We start from the raw sequence: 15096 nt of genomic DNA, 5'->3' as shown, positions 1-15096 counted from the left end.
TGGCCGTCGAAGCCGGCCACCACGCCCCCGGACCACCACCCCGGGTCCCCCCGAATGTGACGAATCCGGAGACGATCGTTACCGGAGAAGCGGGAGGAGGGGCGGAGAGCGGCCGGTTCCGGGCGGGCGCAACGACCTTCCAGGCAGACGGTGTGACAAGAGATGGCCAAGAGGTCGCAACCGGACGAATCTTGACCCGCGTTGTGGTCAAATCGGTGCCCGCGATCAGTGAGAATGGGGGACGTGAGCCCTTCTCGACGTTCTCCTGTACCGGACAAGGCATGTATCGACGCGGTGGATCTGGCCCGATCGGTGGCAGCGGAGGTCGGGCGACCCGAATGGGTGGGTGAGCACCTCACCGCCCAGGTCGAGGACACACGCCTGGTCACCCACTACTTCGAGTGCCTGGACCCCTCATACCCGGGATGGACCTACGCGGTCACCGTGGTACGCGCTTCGCGTGCCAGGAAAGTCACGGTCAACGAGGTGGTCCAGCTTCCCGGAGAGGGTGCGCTCATCGCACCCGAGTGGGTTCCATGGAAGGAACGAGTGCGCCCCGGCGACCTCGGCGCGGGAGACCTCCTGCCCACCGAGGAAGGCGACGAACGACTCGTCCCCGGTTACGCGCAGGTGCCCGACAGCGAACTCGACGCCGAGGGCATGGACAAGCAGATGGTGTGGGAGCTCGGACTGGGCCGTCGCCAGGTGCTCTCCGAAGTCGGCCGTGAACAGGCCGCGGAGCGCTGGTACAACGGCGACGCCGGACCGCGCAGCCCCGTCGCCACGGCCGCGCCGGCCCGCTGCGGCACCTGCGGTTTCATGACCCCGCTGGCCGGTGAGCTGCGTCAGATGTTCGGGGTGTGCACCAACGAGTTCGCCCCCGACGACGGCAAGGTCGTCTCGCTCGACCACGGCTGTGGCGCCCACTCCGAGGTCCGTCGACCCGGCCCGCAGAACGAGCCGGTCGCACCGGTCGTCGACGAGATGGGTTACGACCACATCGTTTTCGACGACACCACGGAACTGGAACTGGTCTCCTCCGACTCCTGAGAGTCCCACCACGGGCAGATCCACCCGGAAAACACGACACGAGGGCCCCGCCGTACAGCGGCGGGGCCCTCGCACGTCCCGGGCACCACGCGCCGCGCCGCTTCGACGGCCGAGGGACGGGGGCAGGGACGTGGGCTAGGGTCGAGCAGACCCATTGGCTCATCTCGCCCGGATCGTGCGCGCCCACGCGCCGAACCGATCGCACCGTGTGCCCCGCGCAGGAGGAGACCATCATGGCCGAGCCGGTGACCGCGTCGGTGACCGATCCTTACGACACCGCCGAACTACGCAGACGCGTGCTGTCGGCGTGGGCGGACGCGCCCGCCCGCTTCAGGGAGGACGCCAACGCCGAAGAGGACTTCGCGCTGGGCGGCTACCGGGACCGACTGGTGGTGGAGCTGGCGCAGAACGCCGCCGACGCCGCACGACGCGCCGGGGTACCCGGGCGGCTCCGCCTCGAACTGGCCGATGACCGCCTCACCGCGGCCAACACCGGCGCCCACCTGACCTCGGACGGGGTGGAGTCGCTCGCCACCCTGCGAGCCTCCACCAAACGCGGTGACGAAGGCTCCGTGGGCCGGTTCGGGGTCGGTTTCTCCGCGGTGGCGGCGCTCAGCGACAACGTCGTCGTGGACTCGGGGCACGGGGCCGTGCACTTCTCCGCCGAACGCGCCCGGGCCGTGGTCACCGACCTGCTGGGCGCCAACGGCACCCACGCCGACCTCGCCGACGAGGTGGCGCGGCGCTCGGGACACGTACCGATGCTGAGGCTGCCCTTTCCCGCCGACGTGCTGCCGGATCGCCCCGAGGGCGACTTCGACACGGTCGTCACCATGGTGCTCCGGGACGAGCAGGCCCGAGAACGGGCGCGGGAGCTGCTGGAGCGCACCGGTGAAGCGCTGCTGCTCGCCTTGGAGGGCCTGGCCGAGGTGCGCGTCGTGGTCGACGGCTCCGAACGACTGCTCACCCGCTCCGAGGGTGACGAGGCGGCCGGGATCGACCTGGTCACCACCGGCCACGGCGACGACGGCACCCGGGTCACCCACTGGCGGACCCTGTCCCGCTCCGGCGAGTTCGACCCCCGTCTGCTCTCGGATCGACCCACCGAGGACCGCGAACGCACCGCGTGGTCGCTGACCTGGGCCGTACCGATCGATGAGGATGGTCGAGTCGGGGCGCTGCCCGCCGACGTCGAGAGCGTCGTGCACGCACCGACCCCCACCGACACCGAACTCGACCTGTCGGCGGTGCTCATCGGAACGTTCCCCTTGGGTTCGGACCGCCGTTCGGTGCGGCCCGGAGGCACCACCGACCTGTTGCTCACGGAGGCGGCCGACGCCTACTGCGCGCTGCTGCGCCGCTTCGACCCCCGGGACGCCCTCGACCTGGTGCCCGCCACCCGGGTGGGCGGCGGCGCCATCGACGCGGTCTTCCGGGCCCGCGTCGCCGAACCGCTCCTGGACACCGCGTTCCTGGTCACCGCCGCCGGACTCCCCGTCGCGCCGCGCGACGCCGTCCTCCTGGACACGGGCGGTTCCAGTGGGGTTCCCGAACTCGTGGACCTGCTCGCGGAGTCGGCGCCACCGCTGCTGCCCGGCACGTGGAGCCCCCGCCACCCCGCGTTCGTCTCGCTCCGCGTGCACCGTCTGGGTCTGGCCGACCTCGTCGACCTTCTCGGGGACGCCCAACGGCCGCCTTCCTGGTGGGCCTCGCTGTACAAGGCTCTGGCCGGCGCGGGCACCGCCGGCGCCGACCTCGACGAACTCGGGGCCCTACCGGTGCCCTTGGCCGACGACCGGCTCGTTCGCGGTCCCCGCTCCCTGCTGTTGCCCACCGACGACTGGGCCCGGGTGGTCGACGCCGAGGGCGACCGGCTCGACCCCGCCGTCCTGGCGACCCTGGGCGTGCGCGTGGTCCACCCCGATGCCGTCCACCCGCTCCTGCTGCGTCTGGGCGCGGTCGAGGCGGAGGCCGCCACGGTGCTGGCCGACCCCAACACCGAGGGCGCCGTCCGTACGTCCCTGGACGCCGAGGATCCCGAACCGATCGCCGAGGCCGTCCTGGACCTGGTCGCCGCCGCCGGCGTCACCGTCGAGGACCTGCCATGGCTGTCCGAGCTCGCGCTGCGCGACGACGAGGACGGTTACTCCATCGCCGCCGAACTCCTGGTCCCCGGCGCACCGTTGGCCGAACTGCTGGTCCACGACGCCCCGTTCGGGACCGTGCACGAGGACCTCGTCCGCAGGCACGGATCCGACGCGCTGCGAGCCGTGGGCGCCCTGTGGGGGCTCACCGTGGTGCGCGCCGAGGAGGTCGCCCTGGGGGACGACCCGGGGTCGATCTTCGACGGGACCGCCGGGGAGGACGGCCCGGAAGGACTGGGGGACTGGTCCGACGAACTCCTGGAACGTCTCGGTGATCCGGAGTTGCCTCCGGTCGTCCCCGAGCTGGTGTGCGTGGCCGACCTCGACTACATCGCCGACGACGCCTGGCCCAAGGCGTTGACGATGCTCTCCTCCGGGTCGTTGCGCGTGGCCGTCACCGAACCGGCGCGGTTGTCGACGTCGGACGGCCGGGTCGTGGACGCGCCCTCCTACACCGCCTGGTGGCTGCGTACCCGCGCCCTGCTGAACGATCGCGCGCCGGTGGAGCTGCGCACCGCCGACGCCGACCCCGCGCTCCTGGGCCTGTACGACGAGGTGCCCGCCGGTATCGACCCCGAGTTCGCCCGGGCACTGGGCGTGCGCAGGACCCTTGCCGACCTGCTCGCCGACCCCGATGGTCCCGAGGACCTCCTGAAGCGACTGGCCGATCCGGCCCGTCACGTCGACCGTTCCGCCCTGCGGCGCCTGTGGACCGCCCTGGCGGATCTGGACGTCGACCGAGTCGACCCGCCCGACCTGGTGCGGGCCGTCCAGGCCGGATCGATCGTGGTCGCCGACGCAGGCGACGCCGTGGTGGTGGACTCACCGGACCTGCTGCCCCTGTTGGAGGACCGGCCGCTGGTGTTGGCCGCGGCCGACGTCGCCGAACGGTTGGCCGACGTCCTCGACCTGGACCTGGCCTCCGAGGTAGTCACCGCGAAGGTGAACTCGGCCGGGCGGATACGCGCCGTACCGGACGAGGCGGCGCTGTTCCTCGACGGTGCGGAGGGTTCGGACCGTACCTACCTGCACCATCGGACCCTCACCGTGGACGGGGTCGAGCTGGACTGGTACACGGGCGACGGAACGGTGCACGCCTCCGGCACGGAGGGGCTGGCCCGGGCGCTGTGCTGGCGTGCCGGGCAGTGGTCGCGCCGCCACCTGTTGGCGGCGGTGCTGCGCGATCCGTCGGCCGCGGCGTACCTGCTCGCCGAGTCCGACCTGGAGTAGGCAGTGTTTGTTCGGGGCCTCCGCTGGCGCTTCGGCCCGGGTTCGGGTCCTTTGCAGACGCTTCTTCATCGTCGTCCGCGCCGGTCGCTCGTTCCTCGCTCGCGGCTCGACTCCTCTTGCAGAAGCGTCTCCGGACCCGAACGGGCAACCCCCGTGGTTCACGAACCAGTAGATCTCGCCGCCGGCGGTGAAGGAAGCGCCCTTCTCCCCCCCCCGGTGGCGGGATCACGGCTCAGGCGAGGGCGTCCGCCAGGCGTGGGCCCAGACCCTGCTCCGGCTCGGCCCACTCGGTGACCTCCAACGGGTCGCCGACGGACACGGTGCCGGGGACGGTCACGGCGAACTTCGAGCAGAACGCCACGCCGCCGTCGTCCGCGCGTCGGTACCCGGCCAGGGCGCGCAGCGGTTCGGGTCCGCGCTTGTCACCGGTCTCCTGGTCGACGGTGGTCACCGCGCACCGGATGCACACCTTCGCGTAACCGAGCTCCGCGGTGCCCAGGCGGACCCTGCGCACCCGGTCCTCGGTGTGCGCCTCCGGCCAGCCGGACACGATGACGTTGGGTCGGAACCGCGAGATCGGTACGGGCTCGCCCCCGGTGGCGAGGATGCGTTCGTTGAGCAGGTCCAGTGAGGACAGCGAAGCCAACACGGCGGCGTGGCCGTCGGCGAACCCCGCGGTGCCGGTGGTCAGGCCACTGGTCTGGCGCCGGTGGTCGTCGGGCACTCGCACGAGCCTGCTGGACGAACCGAGCACCTCCGTCAGCCACGCGGCGGCCTCGTCGCCCTGGTCAACGCCCTGGAAGGGGTTCCCGTGCACGGTGACGTCCAGACGCGGGCCGTCGGCGGTGGTCTTGAGTTCGAGTGGTTCGGCCCCGGGGGTCCGCAGCGTCAAACGGGTGGCGTCGGCGTCGATCTCCGGGACGAGCCGCGCCATCCGAGGGTCCCTACGCTGACTGCGGAAGGTGCCGGAGCCGTCGACCACCATGAAGGAGCGGTCGTGGGTGAGACCGGCGGTGGTGACCTTGGAGGTCGACAGGGGGACGCCCGCGCACCCCTTCACGGGGTAGGTGACGAGCGTGCTCACACGGGCGATGGGTTCAGGGGCCATGCGACCAAGTTAGTGGAACCACCGATTCGACCACTCCGAACCGATCATCCCGAGCATCCCGATCGTCGGGACCGCCCTGATGGTGCGTTCCGTCGAGCGGACCGGCAGGATGGGAGTGGTGAAAGGGGCGTTCGTGAGCGACGTGAGGAATGGGACCGAAGCACCGGTCCTGGGCCCGGCCCGAAGGTGGCTGGTCCTGGCCGCGGTCTCCGCCGGGTTGCTGTTGATCTCGGTGGACATGACGGTGCTGTACACGGCGCTGCCCACCTTGAGCGCCGACCTCGGCGCGAACGCCTCCCAACGTCTGTGGATCATCAACGCCTATCCCCTGGTCATGGCGGGGCTGTTGCTGGGCGCCGGGACCCTCGGGGACCGGGTCGGGCACAAACGCATGTACCTGATCGGGCTGGTCCTGTTCGGTTCGGCGTCCCTGGTGGCCGCCTACGCCACGACCCCGGAGATCCTGGTCGCCGGGCGCGCCTTCCTGGCGGTGGGCGCCGCCGCGATGATGCCCGCCACCCTGTCACTGATCCGGATCACCTTCACCGACGAACACGAGCGCGGTATCGCGATCGGCGTGTGGGGGACCATGGCCATGGTGGGCGCCGCCGTCGGGCCGATCGTCGGCGGACTCCTGCTGGCGTACTTCTGGTGGGGCTCGGTCTTCCTGGTGAACGTGCCGATCGTGCTGGTGGCCCTGGCGCTGGCGGCCGTGGTCGCGCCGGGTGGCTCGGGCGGTTCCGACCGCCCCTGGGACCTGATCGGTTCGGTCCAGGTGATGGCCGGTCTGGCCGGCGCGGTGTACGCGATCAAGGAGGTCACCGGTCCGGAACCCCGGGCCACGGTGGGGCTCGTGGCGCTGGTGGTCTCGGTGGCGGGTTGGTGGACCTTCGTACGCCGTCAACGAGGACGCTCCTACCCGTTGATCGACTTCGCGCTGCTGCGCGACCCTCGCATCCTCATCGGGGTGTTGGCCGCGGCCATGGCGATGTTCGCCGTCGCCGGGGTACAGCTGGTGTTGACCCAACGCCTTCAACTGGTACTGGACCTGACCCCGTTCCACTCGGGGTCGGTGGTGGCCGCCATGGCCCTGGGCGCGCTGCCGGTCGGCGTCACCGCCGGGGCGCTCCTGTCCCGTCTGGGCACGCGTCCGGTGATCGGCACCGGTCTGTTGGTGATCGCGGCGGGCACGGCGTTGGTCCTGTTCACCTCGAACGCTCCGCTCGCCTGGACGGTCACCGGATTGCTGGTTGCGGGCGCCGGCACCGGGGCCGCGATGACCGCCGCCTCGGCCGCGATCGTGGGGTACGCGCCCGAACACCGGGCCGGGATGGCCTCCTCGGTGGAGGAGGTCTCCTACGAACTCGGCAGCCTGACCGGCGTGGCGATCCTGGGCAGCCTGCTCTCCGCCGTCTACGCCCGGACCGTCGCCCTGCCCGAGGGCGCCCCCGCCGAAGCGGCCGGTGGGCTGGACGAGGCCCGCGGGGTAGCCGCGGGGATGGAGGAGGACGCCGCGGCCGCGCTGCTGGCGGAGGCCGTCCACGCCTTCGACAGCGGCTACCGGGCGACCCTGCTCATCGCAGTCGTCGTACTGACGGCGAGTGGCCTGTTCGGTTTCCTGTACAAGCGGGGGAGCGCCTCGGAGACGACCCCCGCGCAAGGATGAGTCGCCCCCGTCGGGTCAGCGGGTGACGCGAAAGAATCCCTCGGAGATGAGGGTGCGCAGCGCGTCCGGGGTGCGTTCGCGGATGGTCTCCTGGTCCTCGCCCATGAGTCCGGCGATCGCGTCCAGCAACGGACCGACCGGCATGGTGCCGTCGCAGACGCTGGCCAGGGCCGCCTCCACGGTGCCGATCCGGGCCACCCGGTGCAGGCCCTCCCGCTGCCGGAGCAGGATCTTCTCCGGGTCGGGCGCGCCCGGCACGCCCACCCGCTCCTCGACCACACCGGGCGCGAGCGCCACGTGTGCCGCCAACAGGGCGGCGTCGGTGAGCCGCCGCGCGGTCATCGATCCGTCCACCACGTCCGGCAGGTAGCGCCCCACCGGCTGCTCGACGTCGTGCCGCAGTTCCTCGACCCGGACCGTGGCGTCCTGGGCGACGTCGTTGCGCAGACTGATCCAGCCGAACCCGATGCCCTTGATGCCCTCGCGCTCGAAGTAGTCCAGCCAGGCGTCGTAGCGTCGCGTGTACTCGGGGGTCCCGTGCTCGCAGGAGTCCCGCAGCCACAGTTCCACGTACTCGGCCGGGTCCTGGACGTCGCGCTGGACCACCCAGCCCGAACAACCGGTGCCGGTGATCCACCCGCCGACCCGGTCCTCCCAGTCGTCGCCGTCGGTGTGGGTCCAGTTGGCCAGGAACTGGGCCCAGCCGCCGTCGGTGAGATGGGCGGGGGCCTGTCTGACCAGTTCGGCGCAGACGGTGTCGCCCGGTAGGTCGGACTCGCGGTAGGTGTAACGGGCCGCGTCGGGGGTGATGACGAAGGGCGGGTTGGACACGATCAGGTCGAAGCGTTCGTCCTCGACCGGTTCGAACAACGAACCCTGGAGCAGACGGGCGTCGTGGACCCCGGACAGCGCCAGGCTGATGCCCGCCAGCCGGACGGCGCGCGGGTTGAGGTCGGTGGCCACCACCTCACGTGCCCTGGAGGCCAGGTGCAGGGCCTGGACCCCACAACCGGTGCCCAGGTCCAGGGCGCGGTCGAAGGGCCCGTCGACCATCAATCGGGACAGGTTCGCGGAGGCTCCCCCGGTGCCGACGACGTGGTCGTGGCCGGGGACGTCGCCGCTGCCCGGACGCACCTTGGGGTCGGACACCACGAAGCCCTGGCGGCCGTCCTCCAGCTCCCACGGGCCCAGGTGCACCAGTGCTCGGACCACCTGACCCTCGGGTCCGTCGTCGACGCGCACCAGGCCGGCTTCGGCGAGTTCGTCCACGGGAAGGATGCCGCGGGCGGCGCGGAGCGGGACGGCACCGCGTAGCCACCACAGACGCAGCAGCAGTCCGAGGCGTTCCTCTCCGCCGGTGGCGCGCAGGGCGGGCACCAGCTGTTCGCGGGCCAGGGCCTTTGCGGCGGCGTCGCCGAGCCGGTCGCGGACACCGGACACCGTGTAGTCGGCGTCGATGAGGATGCCGCGAAGACGGTCGGCGAGACCGCGCGGGAATTCTGTCTCAGACACCCGCCCATTATCGGGCAGGTTCACGGTGCGGCCGGCACAGGTCAAGGGGCCTTGGAACGGTCCTCGGTCCTTCCGGCGGCGTGCTCGGCCCTCTCCCCGCGGCTGTGGAGGAGATGGGGGATGTAGAGGAACCCGAAGACACCGAGGGCGATTCCGGTCACACAGACACCGATCCACCAGCGTTCGGAGTCGGGCAGGGAGTCGCCCATGACGAGCAGCACGATGAGCGCGACCGACCACGCGCCGGTGCCGATGGCGGCCGGCACTCGGTAGTCGGTCTCGTGAACTTCCGGATCTGGTCGGCGAGGTTTGCGCACGGGTTCAGGTTATCCGGTGCCGCCGGGCCGAGGGGGAAGGAGGCGTTGTGGGAGGTCGGAGCGGAGATGTGTTGCTCACACTTGTAGATCCGATCATCCGATCACATGGCGATTTGTACAAACCTGGAGTGACTCCAGAGGATGCTGTTGTACGAATATGCAACTAATCTGGCGCACAATCCTTGATGTCCCGTAACACGAGCAGGTCAGGCTGACGACGTGAACGCATCGAATCCATCCCCCACCGAATACACCAGACGGCCCACGGGGCCGGTCGACCGCTATTTCAAGATCACGGAGCGTGGTTCGACCCTCGGAACCGAGATCCGAGGCGGCATGGCGACCTTCTTCGCCATGGCCTACATCGTGGTCCTCAACCCACTGATCCTCGGCACGGCCGAGGACGTCAACGGGGACACCCTGGGGCTTCCGGGTGTCGCCGCCATGACCGCGCTGGTGGCGGCGCTCTCCTGTGTCCTCATGGGTGTGGTCAGCCGCTACCCGTTCGCCATCGCCGCGGGCATGGGCCTCAACGCGGTCGTCGCCTACGGGATCGCCCCCCTGATGTCCTGGGCGGACGTCTTCCTGCTGATCATCGTCGAGGGCGTCCTGCTCTTGATCCTGGTGCTCACCGGGTTCCGTACCGCTGTGTTCGCCGCGATCCCGCCCGGTCTCAAGGTCGCGATCGCCGTCGGCGTGGGTCTCTTCCTCGCCCTGATCGGTCTGGTGAACGCCGGCTTCATCCAGGCCGGCGACGGCACCCTGGTCCAGTTGGGCAACGGCGGCCTCAACGGCTGGCCCATCCTGCTCTTCGTCATCGGTCTGCTGGTCAGCATCGCCCTCTACGTGCGCAACGTCCGAGGCGCCCTGCTCCTGGGCATCGTGGTCGCCACGGCCCTCGCCATCGTGGTGGAGACCCTGCTCGGTGACGGCGCCGAGGGACTGGGCTGGGCGCTCACCGTTCCCAGCCTCCCCACCAGCGTGGACGACCTCGTGGCGGTGCCCGACGTCTCCCTCCTCGGTCTCTTCACCGAGGGTGGGTTCAACATCGCCGAGCGGTGGTCGGACGTCGGTGTCGCCACCGTGCTCATGCTGATCTTCACGCTGCTGCTGGCGGACTTCTTCGACACCATGGGCACCATGGTGGGTGTCGCGCACCAGGGCGGCCTGGCCGACGACGACGGCAACATCGAGGGAACCCGCGAGGTCCTGGTCGCCGACTCGGTGGGCACCATCCTCGGTGGTCTGGGTTCGGCCTCGGTCGCGACCCTGTACGCCGAGTCCGCCGCGGGTGTCGGTGAGGGCGCCCGTACCGGTATCGCACCGATCGTCACCGGTGCGATGTTCCTGATCGCGACGCTCTTCACCCCGCTGGTGAGCCTCGTGCCCTTCGAGGCCGCCACGCCGGTGCTGGTGATCGTGGGCTTCATGATGCTCACCCAGGTCACCAACATCGACTTCAAGGACCCGGCGATCGGCATCGGCTCCTTCCTGGCGATCATCATGATGCCGTTCACGTACTCGATCGCGAACGGCATCGGGTTCGGTCTGCTCGGCTACGCCTTCGTCATGTTGGTCACGGGGCGCGCGCGCCGGGTGCATCCGCTGCTCTGGCTCATCTCGGTGGTCTTCCTGATCCACTTCGCGGAACCGGCGATCTACGCCCTGATCGGCTGATCCCCCTCGGATCGAACCGCGTTCCCCGTCACTCATGGGGTCGTCCCACGAGTGACGGGGAATGGAAGCGGTGGTGAACGGCGTTGACTCAGATGATGAGTCAACGCCGTTTACTTCTTTGTTCCCGTACCTCCGCCACGATGCTGGTTTCAGCCCCCCTCCACGGGTTCGCCCGACAGGGGAGGGGATGATGCGACGTATCGCGATGTTCCGTTCGCTGGGCGTGCGCAACTACCGGATCTACGCCCTCGGTCAGCTCGTGTCCAACCCCGGCACCTGGATGCAGCGCATCGCCCAGGACTGGCTGGTGCTCCAGCTCAGTGGCGGCAGCGGTATCGCGCTGGGCATGACCACCGCCCTACAGTTCCTGCCCATGCTCTTCTTCGGGCTCTGGGGCGGGGCCATGGTCGACCGCTTCGACAAGCGTCGTCTGCTGGTGCTGACCCAGGCCTCCATGGGCGTGTTGGCCGTGGCGCTCGGTGTGCTGGCCACGCTCGGCGCAGCCGAGGTCTGGCACGTGTACCTCTTCGCCTTCGGCCTGGGCATGATCACCGTGCTCGACAACCCGGGGCGGCAGGCGTTCGTCCCGGAGATGGTCGACCGCGACCTGCTGCCCAACGCGATCGCCCTGAACAGCGCCAGCTTCCAGCTCGGACGGGTCACCGGACCCGCCATCGCCGGTCTGTTGATCGGCCTCATCGGCAGTGGCCCCGTGTTCATGATCAACGGCGCCTCGTTCGGTTTCACGATCGTGGCGCTGCTGATGATCCGCGCCGGTGAGCTCAACTCCACCGATCGCGTGCCACGCGGCAAGGGCCAGATCAGGGAGGGGCTGCGCTACATCGGTGGCAGACGCGACCTCGTCGTGCTGCTGGCCCTGGCGGCGTCGGTGCAGTTCTTCGGCGCCAACAGCCAGAACCAGATCGCGCTCATGGTCAACAACGTGTTCGAGAGCGGAGCCGAGGCGTTCGGAGTGGCGGCCGCGGCCCTCGCGGTGGGCGCGCTCGCGGGCGCGCTGTTGGCCGCTCGACGCGAACACCCACGGCTGCGACTGGTGCTCATCGGTTCGATGGGCTTCGGAGTCACCCAGTTGATCGCCGGGTTCATGCCCGGCTACGTGGCGTTCGTCGTGGTCCTGGTCCCCATGGGCGTGCTCTTCATGACCTACGTGACCACCCTCAACGCCACCTTCCAGCTCAGCGTCGACCCTCGGATGCGAGGACGGGCGATGAGCATGTTCCTGTTGGTGTTCATGGGCGTGGCCCCGATCGGCGCTCCGGTGGTGGGCATGCTCGCCGACGCGTTCGGTCCCAGGGTCAGCCTCATCGTGGGCGGCGCGGTCACCACGGTCGTGGTCGCCGTGCTCTCGGCCATGCTCCTGCGGATCAAGGGCGTCCACGCACGCGAACTGCTGCCGGCCCGCCGGCGCGGTTCCACCGAGGCCGCGGTCGACGGCGAGGTCACGGCGAAGCCCGGGTCACGGAACGATCCCGATGTGGAACGCATCGCGGCACCGGCACCGGAGGAGGCGCGGGGGGTCAAGCGGTGACCACCCGCGTGACCATGGACACCGAACTCACCACCAACAGCACGAGGACGGTGCGGCGGAAGAGTTCGGCGTCCAACCTCCGGAACAACCGTTCCCCGACGAAGGTGCCGAGCAGCAGGGCCGGGACACCCACCGCCACCAGGCCGCCCACCTGTGGGGTCAGCTGACCGCCGAACCCGAACCCCACCAGCGTCGCCGCGCTCGTGACGGAGAACGCCACCGCCAACGTGGCGCGTTGGACCCTCGGCGGGAGATCGGCCAGCCGGGACCCTTGGAGCCCGGCCACCAGGAGCGGCCCGTCGATCGCGGTCGCGGCGAAGGACGCGCCGGAGAGCACGCTCATCCCCGCCACCGCGCCCATCCCACCGGGCACCCGTACCCGCAGCCCCACCAGCAGGGTTCCCACGACCACCGAGAGCGCGATCAGCAGCAACAGCGTCGACTCGGGCACGACGTTGAGCGCCCACAGGCCGAACGGGACCCCGACGAGCACGCACCCCGACAACAACAGGGAACCCTTGCGGTCCACGTGCGCCCGGTCGCCGATCGCGACCCACAGGTTCAGTGGAACCGACAAGGTCGCGGCGAGCACCACCGAGGTCACCGGGTCCAACAGCAGCGCCAGCAGGGGGACGGACACCAGGGCGAAGCCGAACCCGGCGGCGATCCGGACCAGCGCGGCCAAGGTGAGCGCGACGAACACACCGGCGAGGACGAACATGGGGCGGCTCACGGGGAAGAGTTCGAAGGGGACCAGGAGACCCTAACCCGAGCAGGACGTCTCGCCTATCCGAGGAGGGGATGACCCCATGAGGTTGTTCGTCGCGCTGTGGCCTCCCCGGGAGGTCCTGGACGCGCTGGGCGAGGCCGTGCGCCGGGGCCGTGGGCACGAACCGGGGCTGCGCTGGACTCGACGCGAGGAGTGGCACCTCACCCTGTTGTTTCTCGGTGAGGTGGCCGACGAACGCGTCCCCGGACTCGCCGACGCGCTGGAGCGCGCCCTCCACGGCCGCCCCGCACCCCACCTGGCGCTCGACGGATGGGGTGCCTTTCCCCGAAGCGACGGTCCCGCCTCGGTGTTCTGGGCGGGCGTGGTCGGCCCACTGGAAGGGCTCGTCCACGACCTGACCGCGGTCGCGCGCATGAACGGGGTGCCCGTTGCCTCACGTCCCTTCGTGCCGCACCTCACCCTCGCCCGCGCCCGCCCATCGCGTTCACCCGCCGGGATCTTGCGCGCGCTGGGAGACCCGCCCCGGATCGGTTGGCGGGCCGATCGGATCGACCTGGTGGAGAGCCGGCCCGGAAGGGTGGACCGCTACCGGACCGCCCGGACCTGGCGACTACCCTGGGATGGCGAATCCCAACGAGCACCGGAGCGCGGTACGCCATGAGCATGCTGACCAACAACCGCAAGCAGCGCTGGCTGTTGCCCGTGGTGCTCGGTTCGATCATGGCCATCGTGATCCTGGGCGCCCTTCTGGGCTGATCGGACCGGAGGTTCCTCCCCGGGCACGGCTTGACCCTGACACCTGTGTCAGGGTTTTAGCGTTCCGGCATGTCCTCACGCACACCACGTCCGGGGTGGCTGCTCTGCCTGACCCTGGCCGCCTTCGCCGTCGGTACCGACGACCTGCTCATCGCCGGACTCCTCCCCGTCATCGCCCAGGACCTCGACGTGGGCACGGCCGCGGCCGGACAGTTGGTCACGGTCTTCTCGATCACCTACGCCGTCGCGGCGCCGCCGTTGGCCGTGGCCACGGCCCGCCTGCCCCGACGCGCCCTGCTGCTCGGCGCGCTCGCCCTGTTCGCGCTGGTCAACCTGATCACCGCCCTGGCCCCCGGGTACGTCGCGCTGATGGCGCTGCGGGTCTGCGCCGCGCTGGTGGCGGCCCTCATCACCCCGGTGGCCTTCGCCATGGCGGCGGGGCTGTCCGCGCCCGAACGCACCGGTCGCGCGGTCGGAACGGTGGCGGCGGGCCTCACCGTGTCGCTGTTCCTGGGGGTGCCGGCCGGCACCGTGCTCGGGACCGCCTTCGGCTGGCGCGCGGCCTTCGTCGCCGTGGCCGTCCTCACCTTCCTGGTCCTGCTCGCCTCGGCCGTTCTGTTGCCCTCGCTCCCCGGATCCTCGCAGACGGGCCCGCGTGAGCAGTTCAGGGCGTTGGCCCGTCCCGCGATCCTGTTCTGCGTCACCGGGACCGTCCTGGGTGCGAGCTGCGGTTTCATGATTTACACCTACGTCGCTCCGGTCACCGTGGACCTCACCGGTTCCTCGGGCGTGGTCCTGGCTCCCCTGATCGCCACGATCGGTGTGGCCGGCGCGCTCGGCACCCTGGTGTGCGGGCGGGCCACCGACCGGTGGGGCGCCGACCGGGTCCTGTTGGTCACCTTCGTCGGGATGGTCGCCACCAGTGTCGTCCTGGCGCTCCTCGCCCCGTTGACCGGGGGAGGGCTCCCGGTGTGGGTCCTGGGCGGGGTCTTCGCGGTCTGGGGTTTCGCCGCCTGGGGTTTCGCCGCGCCCATGAGCGCCCGACTGCTCCGCCTGGTCGGGGACGCCGGCACCGAGGCCCTCGCCCTCAACACCGGCGGACTCTACGTGGGCACGGCGGTGGCGGGGATGGTCGGCGGGGCGGTGGTGGCCTCCTCCGGGGGCGCGGCGGTGCCCGCGGCCGCCGCGGCCGTCGGACTCCTGGCCCTGGTGGTGATGGTCCTGTCCGTCCGTCGGTACCCCACCGAGGTTCCGGAGCCCCTGGTCCGCCAGGGGAGTGGAGCCTAGATGAGTGATTCCAAGGGGTAGCCGGTGGTGGTTGGTGGGTGTGGGGTGTGTTGGTGGGGCGCCTGGGGTC

Annotated in this window: 11 protein-coding genes; 7 read left to right on the top strand and 4 right to left on the bottom strand. The window is 70.5% G+C overall.

What is annotated here, in order from left to right:
• Nucleotides 1–294 precede the first annotated feature (294 nt).
• Nucleotides 295–1050, top strand: a complete 756-nt coding sequence (locus NLI01S_RS12830; RefSeq protein ID WP_067604011.1) for a DUF3027 domain-containing protein — start codon at nt 295–297, stop codon at nt 1048–1050.
• Between the two features lie 233 nt (nt 1051–1283).
• Complete coding sequence (locus NLI01S_RS12825) at nt 1284–4424, top strand: sacsin N-terminal ATP-binding-like domain-containing protein (RefSeq protein ID WP_067604017.1); 3141 nt, start codon at nt 1284–1286, stop codon at nt 4422–4424.
• A gap of 232 nt (nt 4425–4656) precedes the next feature.
• Here NLI01S_RS12825 and NLI01S_RS12820 read toward each other — a convergent pair whose 3' ends face one another.
• A complete protein-coding gene (locus NLI01S_RS12820; protein ID WP_067604009.1) occupies nt 4657–5532 on the bottom strand; it encodes an MOSC domain-containing protein in 876 nt (291 codons plus the stop codon).
• A gap of 133 nt (nt 5533–5665) precedes the next feature.
• Here NLI01S_RS12820 and NLI01S_RS12815 point away from each other — a divergent pair, with 133 nt between their 5' ends.
• Nucleotides 5666–7198 carry an MFS transporter gene (locus tag NLI01S_RS12815; protein WP_223809221.1) on the top strand — a complete coding sequence of 511 codons (1533 nt, stop codon included), beginning with the start codon at nt 5666–5668 and terminating at the stop codon, nt 7196–7198.
• Nucleotides 7199–7213: 15 nt separating this feature from the next.
• On the opposite strand, the gene NLI01S_RS12810 is transcribed toward NLI01S_RS12815, so the two are convergent.
• Together NLI01S_RS12810 and NLI01S_RS12805 are read right to left on the bottom strand one after the other, a co-directional pair.
• Nucleotides 7214–8710: a DUF7059 domain-containing protein gene (locus NLI01S_RS12810; RefSeq protein ID WP_067604007.1), complete on the bottom strand. Its 1497-nt coding sequence runs from the start codon at nt 8708–8710 to the stop codon at nt 7214–7216.
• A 41-nt stretch (nt 8711–8751) separates the two neighbouring features.
• Nucleotides 8752–9027, bottom strand: a complete 276-nt coding sequence (locus tag NLI01S_RS12805) for a DUF2530 domain-containing protein (protein ID WP_084392549.1) — start codon at nt 9025–9027, stop codon at nt 8752–8754.
• 219 nt (nt 9028–9246) lie between these two features.
• Here NLI01S_RS12805 and NLI01S_RS12800 point away from each other — a divergent pair, with 219 nt between their 5' ends.
• Nucleotides 9247–10704, top strand: a complete 1458-nt coding sequence (locus tag NLI01S_RS12800; RefSeq protein ID WP_067604003.1) for an NCS2 family permease — start codon at nt 9247–9249, stop codon at nt 10702–10704.
• 190 nt (nt 10705–10894) lie between these two features.
• Nucleotides 10895–12253 (top strand): MFS transporter, encoded by a 1359-nt coding sequence (locus NLI01S_RS12795; RefSeq protein WP_067604013.1) that lies wholly within the window; start codon nt 10895–10897, stop codon nt 12251–12253.
• Here the strand turns inward: NLI01S_RS12795 and NLI01S_RS12790 are convergent.
• Nucleotides 12243–12986, bottom strand: a complete 744-nt coding sequence (locus NLI01S_RS12790) for a sulfite exporter TauE/SafE family protein (protein ID WP_223809220.1) — start codon at nt 12984–12986, stop codon at nt 12243–12245. The two genes, NLI01S_RS12795 and NLI01S_RS12790, sit on opposite strands and share 11 nt — an antisense overlap.
• Nucleotides 12987–13062: 76 nt before the next feature.
• Between NLI01S_RS12790 and thpR the strand changes: the two genes are divergently transcribed.
• Together thpR and NLI01S_RS12780 are read left to right on the top strand one after the other, a co-directional pair.
• Entirely contained in the window at nt 13063–13644 is a 582-nt protein-coding gene (thpR, locus tag NLI01S_RS12785) for an RNA 2',3'-cyclic phosphodiesterase (RefSeq protein WP_067603998.1), read from the top strand.
• Between the two features lie 164 nt (nt 13645–13808).
• Nucleotides 13809–15026 (top strand): MFS transporter, encoded by a 1218-nt coding sequence (locus tag NLI01S_RS12780; RefSeq protein WP_067603996.1) that lies wholly within the window; start codon nt 13809–13811, stop codon nt 15024–15026.
• The last annotated feature ends 70 nt before the right edge of the window (nt 15027–15096 follow it).

Origin of the sequence: Nocardiopsis listeri NBRC 13360 (assembly GCF_001570765.1) — a bacterium.
GTDB lineage: Bacteria > Actinomycetota > Actinomycetes > Streptosporangiales > Streptosporangiaceae > Nocardiopsis > Nocardiopsis listeri.
The sequence above is the reverse complement of the archived record's forward strand: the minus strand, read 5'-3'. Positions and strand labels throughout refer to the sequence as shown.

Excerpts from the sequence above, each read along its gene's own strand:
- NLI01S_RS12825 (WP_067604017.1), top strand. The coding sequence starts at position 1,284 with ATGGCCGAGCCGGTGACCGCGTCGGTGACCGATCCTTACGACACCGCC.
- NLI01S_RS12820 (WP_067604009.1), bottom strand. The coding sequence starts at position 5,532 with ATGGCCCCTGAACCCATCGCCCGTGTGAGCACGCTCGTCACCTACCCC.
- NLI01S_RS12795 (WP_067604013.1), top strand. The coding sequence starts at position 10,895 with ATGCGACGTATCGCGATGTTCCGTTCGCTGGGCGTGCGCAACTACCGG.
- thpR (WP_067603998.1), top strand. The coding sequence starts at position 13,063 with ATGAGGTTGTTCGTCGCGCTGTGGCCTCCCCGGGAGGTCCTGGACGCG.
- NLI01S_RS12780 (WP_067603996.1), top strand. The coding sequence starts at position 13,809 with ATGTCCTCACGCACACCACGTCCGGGGTGGCTGCTCTGCCTGACCCTG.